This window comes from Lysobacter sp. MMG2, assembly GCF_016735495.2.
Lineage (GTDB): Bacteria > Pseudomonadota > Gammaproteobacteria > Xanthomonadales > Xanthomonadaceae > Lysobacter_J.
Genome location: NZ_JAERQY020000001.1, coordinates 221,958 through 244,109 on the forward strand (window position 1 = coordinate 221,958; position 22,152 = coordinate 244,109).

Consider the following 22,152-nt stretch of genomic DNA (forward strand, 5'->3'; position numbering starts at 1 on the left):
CCATGAACCTCATGGTCAACCTCGATGTCGACGACCTCGCCCGCGCGCAGGCCTTCTACATCGCCGCCTTCGGACTGACAGCGGCGCGCCGGCTCGGGCCGGACGTGCTCGAAATGCTCGGCGCGCAGGCGCCGATCTACCTGTTGCGCAAGGAGGCCGGCAGCGTGGGCGCCGGCGATTCCAGGCGCGACTATTCCCGCCATTGGACGCCCGTGCACTGCGACGTGGTGGTCGACGACCTGGACGCCGCACTGGCGCGCGTCCTGGCCGCCGGCGCCCGCCAGGAGGGCGAGATTCGCGAAGGCCGATGGGGCCGCACCGTCGCCGTCGCCGACCCGTTCGGGCACGGCTGGTGCCTGGTGCAGTTCCTCGGCCGCGGTTACGACGAGATTGCAGGCACATGACCCGGAAAACCCCCACCCCGACGAAGAAGACCACCGCCTCCAAAAAGGTGCCCGCGCGCAACGCGACGCTGCCGATCGAAATCGACGCGCGCCGCCTGCCGCCGCTGGGCATGCCGCCGGAGGTGTTCCTGCGCGATTACTGGCAGAAGAAGCCGCTGCTGATCCGCAACGCCTTCCCCGACTTCCAGACGCCCGTGCAGCCCGAAGACCTCGCCGGCCTGGCCTGCGAGGAGGCCGCGCTGTCGCGCATCGTCATGCACGATCGCGCCAACGACCGCTGGACGCTGCGACACGGGCCGTTCGAAGAGGACGAGTTCCCCGGCATGCCGCACCAGGACTGGACGCTGCTGGTCCAGGACGTGGACAAGTGGGACGCCGACATCGCCGCGCTGCTGCAGCACTTCCGCTTCCTGCCGCGCTGGCGCATCGACGATGTGATGATTTCCTTCGCCGCGCCGGGCGGTTCGGTCGGTGCGCACATCGACCAGTACGACGTGTTCCTGCTGCAGGCGTACGGCCACCGTCGCTGGCAGATCGACACGCGTCCGAATCCGCCGCTGGAGTTCCGTCCCGACGTCGAGCTCAAGCTGCTGCGCGAGTTCACGCCCACGCACGACTGGGTGCTCGGCCCGGGCGACATGCTCTACCTGCCGCCCGGCGTGCCGCACAACGGCGTGGCCGAAGACGCGTGCCTCACCTTCTCGGTGGGCATGCGCGCGCCGTCGGCGGCGGAACTGCTGGGGGATTTCGTCGACACGCTGGCCGCCGACGCGGACGAGGCTTTGCGCTACCACGACCCGGACCTGACGCCGCCGTCGGATCCCAACGAGATCGACGTCGAGGCGATGAACCGCGCGGTCGAGGCCTTGAACCTGCTGCGCATGAACGATCCGGATCGACTGGGCGACTGGTTCGGTCGCTTCATCACCGTGTATCGCGCGGCCGGCGAAGTGCACGGCGGTGGCGAGGCGCGTTCGCGCATCGAGATCGAATGGGACCTGGACCACGGCGCCGTGCTGCATCGCCATCCGTGGTCGCGCATGGCGTGGCGGCGCGCGCACCGCAAGGGCGAGCCGGCGCGGCTGTTCGTCAGCGGGCAGGACCATCCGCTGCCGCCCGAGGACGCCGCCCGCATCGCCGAGGCGGCGCAACTGGATGGCGAGGCGTATGGCGCCCTGTCCGAAGAAGGGCGCGACCTGGTCCAGAACCTGCTCCAGGCCGGCCACTACAGCCTGGTGCTGCCGGACGAAGAAGAATGAGCGGCCCGGCGGCGACGGAGGCGTTCCAGGTCGAGGCCGTCGCCTTCGACCGGGCCCTGGCCGACCTGCGCGCCGTGCGCGACATCGTGTTCGTGCAGGAACAGGGCGTCCCGGTCGAGCTGGAACGCGACGCGCTGGACCCGCTGTGCCGTCACGTCCTGGCCCGCGACCTGCAGGGCCGGCCGATCGGCACCGGCCGTTTGACCCCAGACCGCCGCATCGGTCGCATGGCGGTGTTGCCGCACTGGCGCAACCGCCGCGTCGGCGAGGCGCTGCTCAAGGCCCTGCTCGTGGAGGCACGCTCACTGGGCTGGCCCGAGGTAAGCCTGCACGCGCAGGTCCCGGCGATGGCGTTCTATGCCCGGCAAGGCTTCCTCCCGTATGGCGAGCGCTTCGTCGAGGCAGGCCTGGACCATCAGTCCATGCGCCTGGCGCTGGACGCGGTCAACCCCGTGCTGCGCCGCGACGGCGGGCTGGCCGCGCTGCTCGGCGTGGCCGAGGGCGCCCGCCGGCAGTTGCTGATCTACAGCCGCGACCTGGACCCGGGCCTGCTGGATCAGCCCGAGGCCCTGAGTGCCCTGCGCCGCCATGGTGTCGGGGGCGGTGAAGTGCGCGTGCTCCTGCACGATCCGGACGCACCCCGGCGAGCGCTCGCGCCGCTGATCGCCCTGGCCCAGCGCCTGCCCAGCGCCTTCGCGTTCCGTGCCATCGAGGAAACGGTGGACCGCGATTACCCGTCCGCCTATGTGGTCAATGACGACAGCGGCTGGTACTTCCGTCCGCTGGGGCACCGATTCGACGGCGAAACGCGCCTGGACGACGGCGCCCGCGCCCGCCAGCTGCGCGCGCATTTTGTGCCCGTTTGGGAACGCGCCCGCCCCTGCACCGAGTATCGCGCGCTGGGCATCTGAGCGACGCCGCGCCGGATTCGTGGCGTGAAGACGCCACGACCACACGCGTTCCCTGCGCCAAACCCCGTGTTTCCGCGCCCGCAACACGCCACCTCTTGAACACGGCGGCGCAGCCCAAACGCTATTCCCGGGCCGCATGACGGCCCACGGGTTTTCGAGATCCGTCCGCTATCCCGTTTCGACGTAAGTGTTAGCCGTTTGCCGGCAGCCAAGGGCTATAATTCCGAATCTTGGCGCCTGAATAGCCGCACGCGTGCAATCCGGGCCCTCTCCGTCTCCCTCACCGAGTTTCCCGATCGCCATCGTGGACAGTCTCCTGAAGCAGTTCTCCCAGTCCTCCCAGCTCGGCGCCAACGCCGCTTTCGTCGAAGACCTGTACGAGCAGTACCTGGTTTCACCCGACAGTGTCGACCCCAAATGGAAGGCGTATTTCGACGGCTTCAAGGGTCGCGAAGCCGGTGACATCCCGCATTCGGCGGTGATCGACCAGATCGCCGAAGCCGGCCGCCAGGCCGCGCGCGGCATGGTGTCCGTGGCCGCCGGTGCCGGCGACGAACGCGAGCGCAACATCGGCCGCCTGATCACGGCCTATCGTTCGCGCGGCCATCTGGGCGCCGACATCGACCCGCTGGGCCTGTGGCAGAAGCCGGAAGCACCGGATCTGGACCTGGCGTTCCACCAGCTCACCAGCAGCGACCTCAACGCCGAGTTCAGCACCGGCGGCGTGGGCGGCTTCGATCGCATGAAGCTCGGCGACCTGCTCGCCCTGCTCAAGGCCACCTACACCGGCCCGATCGGCGCGGAGTTCATGCACATCTCCGACGCCGAACAGCGTCGCTGGATCTACGAGCGCCTGGAGAAGGCCGGCGGCAAGTTCGGCCGCACCGCCGACGACAAGAAGCGCATCCTCGAGCGCCTCACCGCCGCCGATGGCCTGGAGCGTTACCTGGGCACCAAGTACGTCGGCCAGAAGCGCTTCTCGCTGGAAGGCGGCGACGCGCTGATCCCGCTGATGGACACCACGATCCGCCGCGCCGGCGAACAGGGTGCCAAGGACGTCGTCATCGGCATGGCCCACCGCGGCCGCCTCAACGTCCTCATCAACACGCTCGGCAAGCCGCCGCGCCACCTGTTCGACGAGTTCGAGGGCAAGTTCGAGCACGTTCACAGCGATCTGGCCCATCAGGGCGACGTGAAGTACCACATGGGCTTCTCGGCCGACGTCGCCACGCCCGGCGGCCCGGTGCACCTGGCGCTGGCGTTCAACCCGTCGCACCTGGAGATCGTCGACCCGGTGGTCGCCGGCTCCGTGCGTTCGCGCCAGAACCGTCGCGGCGACAAGGGCGCCGAGCAGGTGCTGCCGATCCTGATCCACGGCGACGCGGCATTCGCCGGTCAGGGCGTGGTGATGGAACTGTTCCAGATGTCGCAGGCACGCGGTTTCCGCGTCGGCGGCACGCTGCACATCGTCATCAACAACCAGGTCGGCTTCACCACCAGCGCGATGCAGGACGCGCGTTCGACGCTGTACTGCACGGACGTGGCCAAGATGGTCGGCGCGCCGGTGCTGCACGTGAACGGCGACAACCCGGAAGCCGTGGTGTTCTGCGCCGAGCTGGCGCTGGATTTCCGCAACAAGTTCGGCAAGGACGTGGTCATCGACCTGGTCTGCTACCGCCGCCACGGCCACAACGAGGCCGACGAGCCGGCAGCGACGCAGCCGGTGATGTACCAGGTCATCCGCAAGCACAAGACCCCGCGCGAGCTGTACGCCGCGCAGCTGGCCGCCGAAGGCTCGCTCAGCGCCGACGATGCGCAGGCGCTGGTCGACGGCTACCGCCAGAAGCTGGACGACGGCGTGGTCACCACCGAAGTGGTCGAGGTCAAGCCGGACGAGTTCACCATCGACTGGTCGAAGTACCTGTCGGGCAAGCTGACCGATCCGGTCGACACCACGTTCGACCGCAAGAAGCTCGATCGCCTGGCGACCGTCATCAACGACGTGCCGGCCGATCTGAAGCTGCACCCGCGCGTGGCGAAGATCTACGAAGACCGCCGCAAGATGAGCGCCGGCGAACTCCCGGGCGACTGGGGCTTCGCCGAGAACCTGGCCTACGCCACGCTCGTCGACGAAGGCTACAAGCTGCGCCTGGTCGGCCAGGACTGCGGCCGCGGCACGTTCTTCCACCGCCACGCGATCCTGCACGAGCAGACCAACGACGAGTACGTGTTGCCGCTGCGTCGCCTGGTCAAGAACCCGACCGACGTCACCATCATCGACTCGCTCCTGAGCGAGGAAGCGGTGATGGGCTTCGAGTACGGCTACGCCACCGCCGATCCCATGACGCTGGACATCTGGGAAGCGCAGTTCGGCGACTTCGCCAACGGCGCGCAGGTGGTGATCGACCAGTTCCTGTCCTCGGGCGAAGCCAAGTGGGGCCGTCTGTGCGGCCTGGCGCTGTTCCTGCCGCACGGCTACGAAGGCCAGGGCCCGGAGCACAGCTCCGCGCGCCTTGAGCGCTTCCTGCAGCTGTGCGCGCTGGAGAACATGATCGTCTGCACGCCGACCACGCCGGCGCAGGCGTACCACATGATCCGCCGCCAGATGCGCATGACCACGCGCAAGCCGCTGGTGGTGATGACGCCCAAGTCGCTGCTGCGCCACAAGCTGGCGGTGTCGACGCTGGACGAACTGGCCAAGGGCGAGTTCCAGCACCTGATCCCGGACGCCGCGGCGGACGTGAAGAAGGTCAAGCGCGTCGTCGTCTGCGGCGGCAAGGTCTACTACGACCTGCTGGAAGAACAGCAGAAGCAGGGACTGGACGACGTCGCCATCCTCCGCGTCGAACAGCTGTACCCGTTCCCGCGCGCGATGCTGCAGGCCGAACTCAAGCGCTTCAAGAACGCCACCGATGTCGTGTGGTGCCAGGAAGAGCCGCAGAACCAGGGTGCGTGGTACCAGATCCGCCACCACCTGGCCGCCTGCCTGCAGTCGGGCCAGACGCTGCACTACGCCGGTCGCGCACGTTCGCCCTCGCCGGCCGCCGGCCATCTGGCCGACCACGTCGCCGAGCAGACCTCACTGGTCGCCGACGCTCTGAAGAACCCGCTGCGCGGCGAAATCACTGCCGAATAAGTTGCGTACCTCACGGCCGGCTAACCGCCGGCCGTGGAACCTCACACACGATACGAATCACGTCATCCAGGATGCCCGCCCCATGAGCACCGAGATCAAAGTCCCCGTTCTGCCCGAATCCGTCTCCGACGCCACCATCGCGACCTGGCACAAGAAGGTCGGCGAAGCCGTCAAGCGCGACGAGAACATCGTCGACCTGGAGACCGACAAGGTCGTGCTCGAGGTGCCCTCGCCCGTCGACGGCGTGATCAAGGAAATCAAGTTCAAGGAAGGTGACACCGTCACCAGCCAGCAGCTGATCGCCGTCGTCGAGGAAGGCGCGGCCGCCGCTGCGCCGGCCCCGGCTGCGAAGGCCATCGACGCCAAGAACGATGCCGCCGCCAAGGACGTCGCTGCTCCCGTGCAGCCCAAGGCCGCCGCCGCCGAGGCCCCGAAGGCCGCCGGTGCCGTCGAACAGCTCCCGCCGGGCGCTCGCTTCACCGCCGTCACCCAGGGCATCGACCCGGCGCAGGTGGAAGGCACCGGCCGTCGCGGCGCGGTGACCAAGGAAGACCTCGTCAACTACGCCTCGGGCAAGACCGGCGGCGTCGCCGGCGGCGCGCGTCCGGAAGAGCGCGTTCCGATGACCCGCATTCGCGCCCGCATCGCCGAGCGCCTGATGCAGTCCAAGAACTCCATCGCCATGCTCACCTCGTTCAACGAGGTCAACCTGGGCAAGGTCATGGCCATGCGCAAGGAACTGGGCGAGCAGTTCGAGAAGGCCAACGGCATCAAGCTGGGCTTCATGAGCTTCTTCGCCAAGGCCGCCGCGAACGCGCTGCAGAAGCACCCGGTGGTCAACGCCTCCGTCGACGGCAACGACATCATCTATCACGGCTACGCCGACATCTCGATCGCCGTGTCGACCGACAAGGGCCTGGTCACGCCGGTGCTGCGCAACGTCGAGCGCATGGGCTTTGCCGACATCGAGAAGGCCATCGGCGATTACGCCAAGAAGGCCCGCGACGGCAAGCTGTCGCTGGAAGACCTGCAGGGCGGCACCTTCACGATCACCAACGGCGGCACCTTCGGTTCGCTGATGTCCACGCCGATCGTCAACCCGCCGCAGAGCGCGATCCTGGGCATGCATGCCATCAAGGAGCGCGCGATCGTCGAGAACGGCCAGGTCGTCGCCGCGCCGATGATGTACATCGCGCTGTCCTACGACCACCGCATCATCGACGGCAAGGACGCGGTGCTGTTCCTGGTCGACATCAAGAACCAGCTCGAGAATCCGCACCGCATGCTGCTGGGGATGTGAGCCGGGAATCGGGAATGGAGAGTCGGGAATCGTAGAAAGCCCGCTCCGTTCCCACCCTCCCATTTCCCATTCCCTATCCCCCATTCCCGAGTAGAACCATGAGCGAACAGCAGAACTTCGACGTCATCGTCATCGGCGCCGGCCCGGCCGGTTACCACGCCGCCATCCGCGCGGCCCAGCTCGGCCTGAAGACCGCGTGCATCGACGCCGCGCTCGGCAAGGACGGCAAGCCGGCCCTGGGCGGCACCTGCCTGCGCGTGGGCTGCGTGCCGTCGAAGGCGCTGCTGGACAGCTCGCGCCAGTACTACAACCTGCAACACCTGTTCGGCGACCACGGCATCACGACCAAGGACGCGAAGATCGACATCGGCACGATGATCGGTCGCAAGGACAAGATCGTGAAGCAGTTCACCGGCGGCATCGCGATGCTGTTCAAGGCGAACAAGATCGCCACGTTCTACGGCTTCGGCCAGCTGCAGCCGGGCAACGTCGTCACGGTGAAGCAGCATGACGGCAGCACGGTCGAGCTGAAGGGCACCAACGTCGTGCTCGCCGCCGGTTCGGATTCCATCGAACTGCCGTTCGCCAAGTTCGACGGCGAGAACATCGTCGACAACGTCGGCGCGCTGGACTTCACCGAAGTGCCCAAGCGTCTTGGCGTGATCGGCGCCGGCGTCATCGGCCTGGAACTGGGCAGCGTGTGGAAGCGCCTGGGCAGCGAAGTCACGATCCTCGAAGCGCTGCCGGATTTCCTCGCCGCTGCCGACGCCGAGATCGCCAAGGTCGCCGCGAAGGAATTCAAGAAGCAGAACCTCGACATCAAGCTCGGCGCGAAGGTCAGCAACGCCGAGATCAAGGGCAAGGGCAAGTCGAAGGAAGTCGTCGTCACCTACACCGATGCCGAAGGCGAGAAGACGCTCACCGTCGACAAGCTGCTGGTCTCGGTCGGCCGTCGCGCCGCCACCAAGGGCCTGCTGGCCGAGGGCACCGGCGTGAAGCTCGACGCGCGCGGCATGATCGAAGTCGACGAGCACTGCCACACCGGCGTCAACGGCGTCTGGGCCGTGGGCGACTGCGTGCGCGGCCCGATGCTGGCGCACAAGGGCTTCGAGGAAGGCATCGCGGTGGCCGAGCTGATCGCCGGCCTGCCGGGCCACGTCAACCTCGACACCGTGCCGTGGGTCATCTACACCGAGCCGGAAATCGCCTGGGTCGGCAAGACCGAGCAGCAGCTCAAGGCCGAAGGCACGCCGTACAAGGTGGGCACCTTCCCGTTCGCGGCCATCGCCCGCGCCGTCGCCATGGGCGAGCCGGCCGGCCTGGTGAAGGTCATCGCGCACGAGGAGACCGACCTGATCCTGGGCATGCACCTGGTGGGCGTGGGTGTATCGGAACTGGTGCACGAAGGCGTGCTGGCGATGGAGTTCAAGGGCTCCGCCGACGACCTGGCGCGCATCTGCCACGCGCACCCGACCCTGTCGGAAGCGATCCACGATGCCGCGATGAGCGTGGCTAAGCGCTCGATTCACAAGGTGAACTGAAGGCCGGGATTCGTGAATCGGGATTCGGGATTCGTAAGAGCGGACTCCGATGCCCGACACGCTCCCGCTGCAAGCGACGCCGGGCACGCGCCCGGCGTTTGCTTTTGCGAATCCCGAATCCCGAATCTCCCATCCCGAAAGAAGCCATGAAAACCCTCTGCGTCTACTGCGGCTCCAACCCCGGTTCCCGGCCGATCTACACCGAGCGCGCCATCGCGCTGGGCACGCGTCTGGCGAAGGACGGCATCACCCTGGTCTACGGCGGTGGCAACGTCGGATTGATGGGCGTGGTCGCCGATTCGGTACTCGAGGCGGGCGGTGAAGTGATCGGCGTCATTCCCGAGCAGCTGGTGAACTGGGAAGTCGCGCACAAGGGCCTGACGAAGCTGGAAGTCGTCGGCTCCATGCACGAACGCAAGGCGCGCATGTTCGACCTCTCCGACGGTTTCGTCGCCCTGCCCGGCGGCTTCGGCACGCTGGACGAGATGTTCGAGATGCTGACCTGGCGCCAGCTCGGCATCGGCGACAAGCCCTGCGCGTTCTTCGACGTCGAAGGCTTCTACACGCCGCTGATGGGCATGCTCGACCGCATGGTGGCCGAACGCTTCCTGCATCCCGACCAGCGCGACGATCTGTGGCACGGCGACGACCTCGACGCGATGCTCGCCTGGATGAAGGCCTACACGCCGGCGAAGGCGGACAAGTGGATGGATGAGAAGCGGCGGAAGGCGATGCGGTGAACTCGTGAAGCGGCGGCGGCGTGACACGTTGTGGCGCGTCGCGCGTAAGGCTTCCCTGACTCCTCGAACCGTCATTCCAGCGAAAGCTGGAATCCATTTTCCGCTTTCGGCTTCGCGCACGCGAAAGGCAAGATGGATTCCAGCTTTCGCTGGAATGACGAGCTTCATGCGACGGGAACGAAGTCCTTGCGTTTACCTCCTTGCCAGCGGCCCTCGCGGCACGCTCTACGTCGGAGTGACGTCTGATCTGATCAGGCGCGTCTGGCAACACAAGAGCGCCGAGGCCGAGGGATTCACCAGACGCCACCATGTCCATGTACTGGTCTGGTACGAAGCCCACGAGACGATGGAGTCAGCCATCGCACGCGAGAAGGCCCTCAAGGTTTGGAAGCGGATGTGGAAGATTGAACTCATCGAATCCACCAACCCCCAATGGCGCGACCTCTTCCCGGATATCATCGGCTGACACGAATCGCCGCCCCCAGCGAGGCCCTATGTCCACCGTCCCCGCCACGTTCGACGTCTTCCGCATCCACAACGACGCCAGCGGCTACCGCAGCGGCGTCGAGCAGGTAACGCTCGACGACCTCGCGCCGGGCGAAGTGGTGATCAAGGCCGCCTACTCGTCGGTCAACTTCAAGGACGCGCTGGCCGGCACCGGCGAAGGCAAGATCCTGCGGCGCTTTCCGCTGGTGGGTGGCATCGACGTGGCCGGCCATGTCGTCGCCTCCACCGATGCCGCTTTCAAGGAAGGCGACGAAGTGCTGGTCACCGGGTGCGGCCTGAGCGAAATCCGCGACGGCGGCTACGGCCAGTACGCGCGCCTGGAGTCGAAGTGGGTGATCCCGCTGCCCAAGGGGCTGAGCCTGCGCGAAAGCATGATCCTCGGCACCGCCGGCTTCACCGCCGCGCTGGCGCTGCTGCGCATGCGCGAGAACCGCCAGACGCCCGAGCTCGGCCCGCTGGCCGTGACCGGCGCGACCGGCGGCGTGGGTTCGCTCGCGGTGGACATCTTCAGCCGCGCCGGTTTCGAGGTGCATGCCATCAGCGGCAAGGCCGAACAGGTCGACTACCTCAAGCAGATCGGCGCCTCGCAGGTGCTCGGACGCGACGCGTTGGCCACCACGCGGCCGATGGAATCGGCGCGCTTCGGCGGCGGTCTGGACAACGTCGGCGGGCCGATGCTCGCCAGCCTGCTCGCGCAGACCACGCCCTACGGCAACGTCGCCAGCGCCGGCCTCGCCGCCGCGGCGGACCTGGGGACCACGGTCATGCCCTTCATCATCCGCGGCGTGTCGCTGCTGGGCGTGGCCTCGGCCGGCACCGCACGCGACATCCGTGAAGCCGTCTGGCAGCACCTGGCCGACGACTGGAAGCCGCGCCACCTCGATCGCATCTGCACGCGCGAGGTCGGGCTGGCGCAATTGCCGGACGTCTTCTCCGCCATGCTGGCCGGCGGTTCGCTGGGACGTACGCTGGTCGTGATCTGACGCACGGAATGGAGGCGCGGAAACCGCGCTGCCCGCTGTTGCGGGAACCCTGACGCTGGCTACAATCCCCACACGTTCAGGGGGAAACATATGGCGCGCATTCTCATCGTCGACGACTCGCCGTCGCAGCTCATGGGCATCCGGCGCATCGTCGAGAAACTCGGCCATGAAGCGCTCACCGCCGAGGACGGCGCCGCGGGCGTGGAAGCGGCCAAGCGCGAACTTCCCGACATGATCCTGATGGACGTGGTGATGCCGAACCTCAACGGCTTCCAGGCCACGCGTTCGATCACGCGCGACCCGACCACCTCGCACATCCCGGTCGTGCTGGTCACCACCAAGGACCAGGACACCGACCGCGTCTGGGGCATGCGCCAGGGCGCCAAGGCCTACCTCACCAAGCCCTTCAGCGAGGGCGACCTGTCCGACGTGATCGGCCAGGTCATCAAGCCCTGAGTCGCGCGGTCAGAAGAACAGCCGGTCGATCGCTTCGACCAGGATCGCCACGGCGGTGATCCCGCTCACGCCCCAGAGGAAGCAGATGGCGTTGCGCATCCAGCGCGCGCCTGATGGCAGTTGAGGTCGCATGGGGGAATGGCATCAGAGCCTTCCTCTGCGATCCATCAGAAAACTCTGAAAGCGGCCCACCCCAGGGATGGTCGGACGCCAGTCGAATGCCGGCGCTGGCATGCGCAATTCCGACGAGTCCTATGGAATGCCTCGGGTGCGGCCGAGAGAATCACTGGCTCTCACACCAGTGCCCCTCCCAATGCTTCAGAAAATCCTGTCCTGGCCTGCTGTCCTGCTCGCCTTCGCCGTGGCCGCGATCGTCGGCTTCATGGGCTACACGGAACACTCCGAAATGACCCGCCTGGCCGATCACGGCAAGCAGGCGATCGCGCAGATCGAAGAAGTCGAATGGAAGACGAAGCGCGGCATGGACCGCAACTTCGATCTGACCATTACCTTCGACACCGAGGCGGGCCAGAACGTCAAGGAGAAGCTCCGGGTCGACACCGACACCGGCAAGCGTGCGCGCGACGACGATGAGTTCGTCGAGCTCCCGATCGTCTACCTGCCCGAAAAAACCTCGGTGGTCCGCCAGGCAGGCGAAACCAATGCCTCGATGGGCATGTTCGTGATCGCGGCAATCGCGGCGCTGGCGGGCATCGTCCTGCTGGTCCTGCGACTTCGCTCCAGCAAGGCCTGAGCGGCTTCTCGCCGCTGCGTACCAAGGGGCGCCCTCAGGGCGCCTCTTCGCTTTCAGCGCCTCAGACGCGACGCCAGTCGTCGCCGAACGCCTCGCGCATGCGCTCGTAGGCCTCGCGCTGGTCCTCGTTGTGGATGCGGGGCGCGAGCACTTCCAGCTCGACGAGCTGATCGCCCGGTGGCTGCTTGCCGGTGGGGTCGTTGGGCAATCCGCGCCCGCGCAGGCGCAGCTTCCGACCGGACTCGGAATTGGGCGGGATCTTCAACTCCACCGCGCCGCCCAGCGTCGGCACGCTCACCATGGCCCCCAGCGCCGCTTCCCACGGTGCGATCGGCAGCACGTGGATGACGTTGCGCCCGTCCACTTCGAACTGCGGGTGCGCGGCGTACTCGATCTCCAGCAGCAGATCGCCATGCGCGCCCTGCCCGGCCAGGCGGATCACCTGCCCCGGTCGGATGCCCTTGGGCACGCGCACGTCGAGGGTCTTGTTGTTGACCGAAATGCGCACGCTGCCGCCTTCGTAAACGGTCTCCAGCGAGATGGCGAGCTTGGCGCGCGTGTCGCCGCGCGGCTGCGGCCCCGGGCCGCGCTGGCCGAAGCCGCCCCGACCGAACAGGCTTTCGAAGAAGTCGCTGAAACCGCCACCGGCGCCTCCGCCGGCGAAGATCTCTTCGAAGTCCACACCGCCGTGACCGTTGCCGCCGAAACCGCCCGGCGGCGGCTGCACTTCGTCGCCGGGGCGGTAGCCGCGCGCGCGCAGTTGATCGTAGGCGGCACGCTTGGGCGGATCGCGCAGCGCTTCGTAGGCTTCATTGACGGCCTTGAACTTCTCTTCCGCACCCGGCTCCTTGCTGACGTCCGGGTGGTACTTGCGGGCGAGCCGGCGGTACGCCGTCTTGATTTCGGCATCGCCGGCGCCGGGCTCCACGCCCAAAGTTTCGTAGTAATCCTTGAACTGCATGTATGGTCCGTCCCGAAAGGCTGGCCGGCGGCAGTGCCGCACAGGCCGGGAGGTTAACGCACTCGCGGCGAGGCGGCAGTCTTCGCGAGGAACCTTCGCGCGCCTGCCCGAGCGCGTAGTGATGATCGGAAAGTAGGCGCGCCAGGCAGCGCTTTCAAGCGTGTTGACGCCAGCTTCCCCCGCGCCGTCTAGAATCCGTGAAGGCTTCGACACTCACCCCACAGGAACGGACATGACCATCCAGATCGGCGAACGCATCCCTGAAGTCCCGCTGCAGCGCATCCGCGAGGGTGTCGAAACCATCGACACCAACGCGCTGTTCGACGGACGCCGGATGGTGCTGTTCGCAGTGCCGGGTGCGTTCACCCCGACGTGCTCGGAAAAGCACCTGCCCGGCTTCGTGCAGCACTTCGACGAGTTCCGCAGCCGGGGCATCGAGGTCGCCTGCATGGCGGTCAACGATCCCTTCGTGATGCAGGCGTGGGGCGAAAGCCAGAACGTGCCCGACGGGCTGATGATGCTCGCCGACGGCAACGGCGATTTCACCCGCGCACTCGGCCTGGAACTGGACGCCAGCGCCTACGGCATGGGCCGTCGCGCGCGCCGCTTCGCGCTGTACGCCGACGATGGCGTGGTCAAGCTGCTCAACATCGAAGCGCCCGGCGAGTTCCGCGTGTCCTCGGCCGAACACGTGCTGGAAGAGCTCAAGCACCTGTAAGCGGCTGCGCCCGGCAAATCGCTCAACGCAGGACGCGGAAGCTCAGACGCGACCAGGCACCGCTGTCGGCCAGGGCCGTCAGCGAGTGCTCGCCGGGGTCGGCGAAGTCGTGGACGAAGGCGGCCTCGCCCCGGGATTCGCCGATGAGCCGGCCGTCGAGCAGCCAGCGCACGCGGGCATCACCGCCCAGCGCTCGCAATGACAGCCGAATCGCGCGCTCCCCGCCTGGCGCGGGCGCAAGTGTGGCGCGGTCGGCGACGCCTTCGATGCGCAGTTCCTGCGTGGCCTCGCGACCGTCGGGCGTGCAATCGGACGAAAGCGGCGGCAGTCGCGCCGCCTCGCGTGCCTGGCTCGACAGCCACGGCGAGGCCAGCGCGGGCCAGCGTGCGAGTTCACGGCCCTGGCGCACATGCGGCCGCGTGCAGTCCGCCGATAGTCGCCGTCCGGTTTGCGCGTCCACCTCGAAGCGTTCGATCCCGGCGCTCCACAGCCGTGCATCGCGTTCGGCGAAGGTCGGCGGCACCGAGCCGTCCAGCGTCCACGCCTCGCGCTTCTGGCGGCACAGCTGGGGCGCGGCGGGATCGGGCGGAAGACCCAGCGGCCAGCAGACGTCCGCTTTCGCCACGCCGGCCGGTGGCGGACGCAGGTCGGCGTCGGCGCGCTGGCGCGGCAGGCTGTCGATAACCTCGAACAGCAGCGGCAATGCCGTGATCGCGCCGTACTGGCCCGGCAGCGGCGTGCCGTCCGGGCGGCCGACCCAGACGCCGACGGTGTAGCGCCGCGTACCGCCCAGCGCCCAGGCGTCGCGGAAGCCGTAGCTGGTGCCGGTCTTCCATGCCACGCGCGGCCGACCGCGTGTGTCGAACGTGTCCGCGCTGCTGCCCGGGCGCGGGTTGGCTTCGAGCATCTCGCGCACGATCCATGCCGCGCCGGGCGAAAGCAGGCGCCGGTCCACGCGCGGGGCGTCCGGTGTGTAGCGCACGCGGCCGGCCACGCCCTCGCGATTGAGCGCGGCGTAGGCGCCCACCAGGTCTTCCAGGCGGGCGCCGGTGCCGCCCAGGATCATCGTCAGGTTCGGCGTCGCGCCGCTCGGCCATTGCAGTCGGATGCCGGCATGCGCCAGCCGCGCGGAGAAGCGCGACGGACCGACGCGATCGAGCAGGTCCACCGCCGGCACGTTGAGCGAGAGCCGCAGCGCTTGCGCCGCACCGACCGGCCCGTTGAAAGCGGCGTCGAAGTTGCCCGGCCGGTAATCGCCGAAGGCCTGCGGCGCGTCGACGAGCAGGCTTTCCGAATGGATCAGCCCGTCGTCCAGCGCCAGGCCGTACAGGAACGGCTTGAGCGTGGAGCCCGGTGAACGCCAGGCCTTCACCATGTCGACGTGGCCCAGCCGCGTCGTATCGGCGAACGCCAACGAGCCCACGTATGCGCGCGCCTCCAGCGTGGCGTTGTCGACCACAAGCAGTGCCGCCGAAGTGCGTTCGGGCAATTGCGAGAAGTAGGCGGTGACGCGGTCTTCCAGCGTGCGCTGCAGATCCAGGTCGAGCGTGGACGCCAGCCGCACAGCGTCCGGCCGCTCGAATCGCAGCCGTTGCGCGAGCAATGGGGCCAGCCGCGGCGGTTGCAGCGACCGCGCGACCACGGACTCCACGCGCGCGTCTTCCACCTGCGCGGCCGACCACACCCCCAGTTGCTGCATGCGTGCGAGCACCTTGTCGCGCGCGACGCGGGCGCGCTCGGGCTCGCGATCCGGCCGCAGCCGGCTGGGGGACTGCGGCAGCACGGCCAGCAGCGCGGCCTCGGCGTGCGACAGGCGCGAGGACGGCTTGCCGAGGTAGGCCCAACTCGCCGCCTCCACGCCTTCGACCGTGCCGCCGAACGGCGCGCGATTGACATACAGCGACAGGATCTCGCGCTTGCTCAGGTGCACTTCCAGTTGCACCGCGCGCAGCATCTGCCGCAGTTTGCGCGCGGGTGTGCGCGTGGAGGTGCGTTCATCGGGGTGCGCGTTCGCATCCAGGATGCGCGCGACCTGCATGGTCAGCGTCGAGCCGCCGGACACGACGCGTCCACTGCCGATCCATTGCGCACCCGCCCGCAGCAATGCGAACGGATTGATGCCCGGGTGCCGCCAGAACCAGCGGTCCTCGTAGTTCAGCAGCGCCTGCACGTAGAGCGGCGATACCTGTTCGGGTTCCACCGCGTAGCGCCAGATCCCGCCGGCGTCGGCGAAAGCCCTCAGCGGCGTGCCGTCGGCTGCGGTGACGACGGCGCCACGATCGCGTGCATCGGGCAGCGGAAGCGGGAACGCAAGGTCGGCAAGCATCGCGGCGATCAGCAGCAATTGAGCTGCGAGCAGCGATTTCAGCACCGCTCGGCGGCCTTTCCTGCCGCCCGCAACGGCAGGCAGGATCCCGGCTTGTGCCGGGATGACGACGTTCTTCGCCTGCATTCGCGAGCGCTGCAACACCCCGCCTCCGCCTACTTCGCTCCCGGCTGCACCACCGTCAACGTGGCCGGCGCCACCTTGCCGACGCCCCGCAAGTCCGGTCGGTACATGTCTTCCACCAGCGACGGCGGCACCGTGTACGTGCCCGGCGTGACTGCGCGCACCAGGTAGAACACGCGCGCGGTGTCACCCGGCTCGAGCTTGAGCGCGGCCACGTAACGGTCGTCGCGGAACTCCTCGTGGCGCACTTCGGCCGCGTCGTCGCGATCGCTCAGTTCGATGCCGTCGATCACCACGCCCGCCCACTGCTTGGCGTCGCCGAGGTTGAAGTTCTCGATCTCCAGCCCGGCCGGCAGCAGATCGGTGAGCAGTGCGTCGGGCATCTCCCGCAAGCTGCGCACGCTGACCTGCACGATGAGCGCCTCGCCTTCGGCGAGCGAACCGCCGCTCCACTCCGTGCCCTGGGTCGTGTAGTACTTGCGCACGATGTCGATGACCGAGTTGTCGGGTGCAGGCGCCGTGCGCGGCACGCCGGCCACTTCGAAGCTTGCGTACAGCGGCGGCTCGCCCTTGGGCGCGAAGCTCACACCGCGCGCGACGGCCGCGGCATCGAACAGACGGCCCACCAGCCTCGCCGGACCGGCGTCGCTGGCCGCGTCGCCCACCTTCCATTCGCCCGACACCTGCTTGCCCTGCTCGGCCATCAGCGCCTTGCCCAGACGCGCGAGCGCCACCTGCTCCTGCGTGCTCAGCCACAACCAACCGCTATTGCGACGCGCGTCGAGTTCGCGCCCCAGCGCAACGGCACGCGCGTCGAACTCGGGCTTGTCCAGCTTGTGCTCGTGCACCAGCGCGATCATCAGCGCGTCGTCGCGCAGGCGGCTGCCGTAGTCGCCAAAGTAGCCCGGACGGTCCGCCGAGCCGCGCGTGAAGCCCTCGGCGATCGCCTTCGCGCCGCGCACCTTGTCGCCCTGGAGCGTCAGGGCGATGCCCAGGTGGACCAGCGGCAAACCGGTGAGGGCCTGCTTGCGGTCGTTGTCGTACAGCGCACGCAGCGTGCCCAGCGGCGCGCGGTTGACGCGTGCCAGCGCATAACCCGCGTAGGCCTGATAGGCGAACTTGAGGTTCTCGCGCCGGTCGTAGCCGAAGAACGGCGCGCCGCCGGAGAGGAGATCCTCGTTGAGCACCTTCAACGCCTTCTGCAGCATCGAATCGGGCACGGCGAAACCGGCTTCACGCGCGTCGAGCAGGAACTCCACCACGTACGGCGTGATCAGCGGATTGACGTAGTCGCCGTCGCCCCACATCGAGAAATGCCCGGACCCGATCTGCATCGCCGCGAGGCGACCGAACGCGCCTTCCATGCGCGCGCGCCGCTTGGCCGCGTCCAGGCCGGTCGTGCCGAGCATCTTCGCCGTGGCGTCATCCAGTTCCAGCGCGGCGAAGCCCTTGCTGGTGGTCTGCTCCGCGCAACCGTAGGGATACTCCAGCGCGCCCTGCAGCGCGGTGGCGAACGGAATCGGCGGCAGTGCGCTCACCGACAAGCGTGCGTTGACCGATTCGGGCATCAGGCCCTCGGCCAGCGATTCGTCGAGCGCGATCGTGTCCAGCGAATCGAGCACCCGCGTGCGTGCGCGCACCACCGACGGCCACGCCGGCCGCACCGGCAGGTCATAACGCCGGTCGACCTTGTAGCCGTTTCCGTCCACGCGCACGCGCACCTGCGCCACGGTGTAGCCGGCGCGGGCTTGCAGCGGGAAGGTGTACGTCGTTTTCTCTTCCGCGCCAAGCTGCGCCGTGCGCGCACCTTCGGCGATGGAGATCGGCCCGACTCCCGTCACCTGCACCTTGAACGTGCCGGCGCGTCCGGTGAAGTTCTGCACATCGAGCGTGACATTGCTGCGGTCGCCCGGCGCGAGCACGCGCGGCAGGCTGGCTTCGGCCAGCACGGGCGCGCGCACGATGGTCTCCTGCGCGCGACTGCCGTACGTGTTCGCCGAATACACCAGCGCGGAGACGCGCAGCGTGCCGTTGAAGTCCGGCACCGCCAGGCGCACGCGCGCATTGCCTTTCGCGTCGAGCTTCACGGGCCCGGCGAACAGATCGACCGTCTGTACCTTCGCGGTCGGGCGACGGGCCTGCGGCAGCGCATCTAGCGCCATGTCGCCGCCGAAGCGGATCTTCGCCATCTCGCCTTCGAAGCTTTCGATGACGCGTCCGTACACGTCGTAGGCGTCCACGCCCAGCCGGCGTTGTGCGAAGAAATGCGCCGCGGCGTCCGGCACCGGGAAGCGCGTGATGTTGAGGATGCCCACGTCCACCGCCGACACGGTCACGAACGCCTCCTTCCCCGCAAGCTGCGGCGCGCTCGCGGTTACCGGCAGATCGCGCTCGGGCTGCATCAGCTTGGGAACCGACAGACCCACGGCCACCTTGCGATCGCGCCGATCCATCGACACGAATGCGACACCGACCGCGCGGGCCGGCGTGACCTTGCTCGGCGCGCTGCCGCCGCGGAAGACCAGTGCGGTCACGTAGATGTCGTGGCGCTCCCAGTCCTTCGTCACCGGAATCTCGAACGTGCTCCCCGCCTTGGCGTCGATGTCCTGCACATAGAGCATGCGGTCGCTTTCGACCATCAGCAGGCCCTTGCCCGCGTGCGGCGGCGTCAGCGTCACCTTGAGCATGTCGCCGGCGCGGTACGCGGTCTTGTCGAGCGCGAGCTTGACCTTGTCCGGGCGCGCGTCGAGGCCGCGGTTCTCGTCGTTCCAACTCCAGCCGGCGGTGAAGGGATAACGCGTCGTCAGCTTCGTCGCCGGATCGAACACGTCGAGGCGGTAATCGCCCCATTCGACCGGGAAATCCACGCGCGCGACTGCGGCGCCGGGCTGCACGTTGCGGGTCTGCACGTCTTCGTAGCGACGCGTGAAGTCGTAATCCCAGCCGCCGTCGTCGGAGTGGTTCCAGTGGTAATCGCGATGCTCGCGCACCAGCGTCACGCGCAGCTCCTGGCCCGGGCGCGGCTTGGCGTCGGTGCCCACGCGCGTGATCTCGAAACCGACGGTGGCATTGGCGTCCGCGCCTTCCTTGTCGTCGAACAGCGGGCGCACGCCGACCAGCGCATCGGCCGGCCACAGCACGCGCTTGAGGCTGCGATTGACGCTGCGGCCACCGGTTTCGTACACGCTGCCGGTGACGATGGCGGCGATGGTGCTGGTCGGCTTGGCTTCGGCAGGCAGCGCGATGTCCTGCTGCAATTTGCCTTGCGCGTCGAGCGTGGTGTCGACGACGTCGGCGGCTTCCTTCGGCAGCGTCAGCGTGGGATCACCGAAGAAGTAGCCGGGCAGTTGGTCCAGCGGGTGCTGTTCGACGGCCACCGCGAGCTTCGCGGTGAAACGGTTGCCCGCGGCGGGCGCGCCGTACAGGTACGCGCCGTCCACGCTGAGCTTGAGCGCGTCGCCGGGCTTGAGGACGGGCTGGGCATCCAGGTCGAGCTTGAGCCGTTCGGGCAGGAACTCCTCCACCCGCAGCGTCATGCCCTGCACCGCATCCTTGCTGCCGGGATCGGTGCGGAATTCCACGCGCCAGCGGCCGGTCGCCGCATCCACCGGAATCACCTGGGCATGGCGCACATAGCCCTGAGCGTCGGGCTGCAGGCGCGTTTCGAGGAAGGTCTTGCCGTCCGGCTGCACGTAGCGCAGGAACAGCGGTTGCAGCGACTTGCCCGCCTTCGGCACGACCGGCTGGCCGTCCTGGTCGCGCAGCAGCGCCGACAGGCGCACCGTTTCGCCGGGACGGTACAGGTCGCGGCCGGACCAGGCGAACACATCGAACCACGCCTGCTCGCGCCCGCTCACCGCGAACTCGGACAGGTCCAGCGCGGGCTGGTTGAACGGCAGCATCGACACATCGCGGCCGTGGCTGGCAACCAGCACATGCGCGGCGTCGAGCTTGTAGCGCAACAAGGCGTTGCCGTGCGAATCGGTTTCTCCCTTGAACACCGTCTCGCCCTTGGCATCGAGCACTTTCAGCTCCACGCCCGACACCGAGGCACCGTTGAGCAGCGAAGCGGTGTGGACGAACAGCGTGTCCTTGTACGCGCGCGCATGCAGGCCCAGGTCGCTGACGGTGAAGAACGCCGTCTCGAACTGGTCCTGGAACTGCCCCGCCCGCTTCATCACGGCGAAATAAAGGCCCGGTTCCTGCAGCTCCTTGATGTCCTGCAACGGCAGGTAGGTGAGCACGCGTTCGTTGGGCTTTCCGCCGAGGACGAAGCGGTTGACGTAAACGGGTTCTGCCAGGCGCTCCAGGGGCGTCTTTTCGCTGTACTCGCTGCTGAGTTCCCAACTGCCGCGACGGCCGCCGCGCTGGTACTCGGCGAAGAACTTCGGCAGGTCCTTCTCGCGCACGCGAAGGAACTCGACGTCGACTTCCGGCACGTTGACCGACACGACCGGCAGGCCGCGGCTTTCGCGCGCGGGCAGCACGCTGCCCTGCGAGGCGAAACCGACGACGGGATCGAGCGGACCGGTGTAGACCTGCTTCGTCAGCGGCTGGCCCAGGCGCTCGCCGGACGCGGCGGTGAGGCCGGCCTTGATCGCCACCGAATAATCCTTGCTCGCTTCCACATGCGGAAAGCGCAGCGTCTTCGCATCGTCGGAGAGCACCCAGCTGCCTTTCACCGGGGCGCCGTTCTTGTCGGTGACGGCGATCAGTTCGTCGAACGACTGCGTGCCCACCAGCGGCTTGCTGAAATCCAGCGCGATGGCGAGTTGCTCGTCGCCCTTCTGGTCGGGATACGCGGCCACGAGGGCGAAACCCTTCACCGCCTCGGCCCTCGCCTTCACTGCCTCGCCGCTGGGCGCCGGCAACTGGCCGTCGGCATCGCGCCGGCATCCGGACAACGCCAGCATCGCGATCGCGATGGACGCGATCCAGGTGAGCAGACGGGCGTGGACGATTCCTTCTGCGGCGCGCTTCATGCGATCTCCCCAAGTTTGCGCCGAGTATAGGAGCAGGCGCGCGGGCGCCGCATTGCGAAATTCACGGGGGAAACGGGTTGCGTCATAAGCCGTTGTGCCGCGCGCGGATGAACGTCCGATGGGAGCGCTCACCTTCCGTCCGGGACACCGTCTGTTTACGGCGGCGGCCCGGGCGGTCACGATGACCTGCCCCGTATTCCCGGCCCCGGCCATGACCCTCAGCGAGCTCTACATCTACCCGATCAAGTCCTGCGCCGCCCTGCCCCTCGACGCGACGACCGTCGAAGCGCGTGGTCTGAGCGGCGACCGGCGCTGGATGATCGTCGACGCCGGCGGCCGCTTCATCACCGGGCGGCAGTTCCCGCAGATCACGCTGGTCCAGGCCCGCCCGGTCGACGGCGGCCTGATACTGGAAGCGCCGGGCATGCCGTCGATCCGCGTCGAAGCCCCGCAACCCGCCGCACACGAAACCGTCGAGATCTGGAAGGCGCCGGTCGCGGCCGTCCCCGCCTCCGAGGAAGCCAGCGCCTGGGTCGCCCGTTACCTCGGCACGGACGCGCGACTGGTCTACATGGACGAGTCGGTGCAGCGGCCGGTCAACCCCGTGTACGCGCGGCAGGGCGACATCGTCAGCTTCGCCGACAGTTTCCCGATCATGCTGCTGGGGCGCGGCTCGCTCGACCTGCTCAACACCAAGCTCGACGTTCCGGTCGTGATGACACGGTTCCGCCCTAACTTCGTCGTCGACACGCCCACGCCGCATGCCGAAGACGATTGGGCGCGCGTGGCGATCGGCGAGGTCGAGTTCGACGTGGCCAAGGACTGCACGCGCTGCAATTTCGTCAACGTCGACCCCGCGCTGGGCCGCAAGTCGCACGACGGCGAGCCACTGAAGACGCTGACCGGCTACCGCCGCTTCGACGATGGCGTGACGTTCGGACGGCACCTGATTGCGCGATCGCCGGGCGTCGTGCGGCGGGGCGACGCCGTAACGGTGCTGGCGACGCGGTAACTTTCCCGAACACCGCACGATCACAGCCGCGAAAACAAG

Annotated in this window: 16 protein-coding genes; 13 read left to right on the forward strand and 3 right to left on the reverse strand. The window is 68.0% G+C overall.

The annotated features are described in order from the left end of the window. The first annotated feature begins 2 nt into the window (after positions 1 to 2). The 11 genes from JI752_RS00980 to JI752_RS01030 all read left to right on the forward strand — a co-directional run bounded on the left by JI752_RS00980 (position 3) and on the right by JI752_RS01030 (position 11,991). Positions 3 to 404, forward strand: coding sequence for a VOC family protein (locus JI752_RS00980; RefSeq protein WP_216958109.1), 402 nt, complete (start codon positions 3 to 5; stop codon positions 402 to 404). Beyond that, positions 401 to 1,663 (forward strand): cupin domain-containing protein, encoded by a 1,263-nt coding sequence (locus JI752_RS00985; RefSeq protein WP_216958111.1) that lies wholly within the window; start codon positions 401 to 403, stop codon positions 1,661 to 1,663. Before JI752_RS00980 ends, JI752_RS00985 begins: the two co-directional genes overlap by 4 nt. After that, entirely contained in the window at positions 1,660 to 2,574 is a 915-nt protein-coding gene (locus JI752_RS00990; protein ID WP_216958113.1) for a GNAT family N-acetyltransferase, read from the forward strand. The genes JI752_RS00985 and JI752_RS00990 overlap by 4 nt, the downstream gene beginning before the upstream one ends. Before the next feature lie 304 nt (positions 2,575 to 2,878). Continuing rightward, complete coding sequence (locus JI752_RS00995; RefSeq protein ID WP_216958115.1) at positions 2,879 to 5,710, forward strand: 2-oxoglutarate dehydrogenase E1 component; 2,832 nt, start codon at positions 2,879 to 2,881, stop codon at positions 5,708 to 5,710. 82 nt (positions 5,711 to 5,792) lie between these two features. Continuing rightward, a complete protein-coding gene (gene sucB / locus JI752_RS01000; protein WP_216958117.1) occupies positions 5,793 to 7,010 on the forward strand; it encodes a dihydrolipoyllysine-residue succinyltransferase in 1,218 nt (405 codons plus the stop codon). Between the two features lie 98 nt (positions 7,011 to 7,108). Beyond that, positions 7,109 to 8,551 (forward strand): dihydrolipoyl dehydrogenase, encoded by a 1,443-nt coding sequence (lpdA, locus tag JI752_RS01005; RefSeq protein WP_216958119.1) that lies wholly within the window; start codon positions 7,109 to 7,111, stop codon positions 8,549 to 8,551. A 146-nt stretch (positions 8,552 to 8,697) separates the two neighbouring features. Then, the gene (locus tag JI752_RS01010; protein WP_216958121.1) at positions 8,698 to 9,291 is read left to right on the forward strand and encodes a TIGR00730 family Rossman fold protein; all 594 of its coding nucleotides are present in this window, start codon (positions 8,698 to 8,700) and stop codon (positions 9,289 to 9,291) included. A 154-nt stretch (positions 9,292 to 9,445) separates the two neighbouring features. Further along, entirely contained in the window at positions 9,446 to 9,757 is a 312-nt protein-coding gene (locus JI752_RS01015) for a GIY-YIG nuclease family protein (RefSeq protein WP_254200130.1), read from the forward strand. Between the two features lie 28 nt (positions 9,758 to 9,785). Beyond that, positions 9,786 to 10,781, forward strand: coding sequence for a YhdH/YhfP family quinone oxidoreductase (locus JI752_RS01020; protein WP_216958123.1), 996 nt, complete (start codon positions 9,786 to 9,788; stop codon positions 10,779 to 10,781). 90 nt (positions 10,782 to 10,871) lie between these two features. Further along, positions 10,872 to 11,237, forward strand: a complete 366-nt coding sequence (gene pilH, locus JI752_RS01025) for a twitching motility response regulator PilH (protein WP_216958125.1) — start codon at positions 10,872 to 10,874, stop codon at positions 11,235 to 11,237. A gap of 232 nt (positions 11,238 to 11,469) precedes the next feature. Next, the gene (locus tag JI752_RS01030; protein WP_216958127.1) at positions 11,470 to 11,991 is read left to right on the forward strand and encodes a hypothetical protein; all 522 of its coding nucleotides are present in this window, start codon (positions 11,470 to 11,472) and stop codon (positions 11,989 to 11,991) included. A gap of 61 nt (positions 11,992 to 12,052) precedes the next feature. On the opposite strand, the gene JI752_RS01035 is transcribed toward JI752_RS01030, so the two are convergent. After that, positions 12,053 to 12,952 (reverse strand): DnaJ C-terminal domain-containing protein, encoded by a 900-nt coding sequence (locus tag JI752_RS01035; protein ID WP_216958130.1) that lies wholly within the window; start codon positions 12,950 to 12,952, stop codon positions 12,053 to 12,055. Between the two features lie 232 nt (positions 12,953 to 13,184). Here JI752_RS01035 and JI752_RS01040 point away from each other — a divergent pair, with 232 nt between their 5' ends. Next, complete coding sequence (locus JI752_RS01040; RefSeq protein ID WP_216958132.1) at positions 13,185 to 13,670, forward strand: peroxiredoxin; 486 nt, start codon at positions 13,185 to 13,187, stop codon at positions 13,668 to 13,670. A gap of 22 nt (positions 13,671 to 13,692) precedes the next feature. Here the strand turns inward: JI752_RS01040 and pbpC are convergent, their stop codons facing one another. Continuing rightward, entirely contained in the window at positions 13,693 to 16,041 is a 2,349-nt protein-coding gene (gene pbpC, locus JI752_RS01045) for a penicillin-binding protein 1C (RefSeq protein ID WP_345777307.1), read from the reverse strand. Between the two features lie 110 nt (positions 16,042 to 16,151). Continuing rightward, positions 16,152 to 21,101: an alpha-2-macroglobulin gene (locus JI752_RS01050; protein WP_216958135.1), complete on the reverse strand. Its 4,950-nt coding sequence runs from the start codon at positions 21,099 to 21,101 to the stop codon at positions 16,152 to 16,154. Positions 21,102 to 21,312: 211 nt separating this feature from the next. Here JI752_RS01050 and JI752_RS01055 point away from each other — a divergent pair, with 211 nt between their 5' ends. Continuing rightward, positions 21,313 to 22,113, forward strand: a complete 801-nt coding sequence (locus JI752_RS01055; protein WP_216958138.1) for an MOSC N-terminal beta barrel domain-containing protein — start codon at positions 21,313 to 21,315, stop codon at positions 22,111 to 22,113. The last annotated feature ends 39 nt before the right edge of the window (positions 22,114 to 22,152 follow it).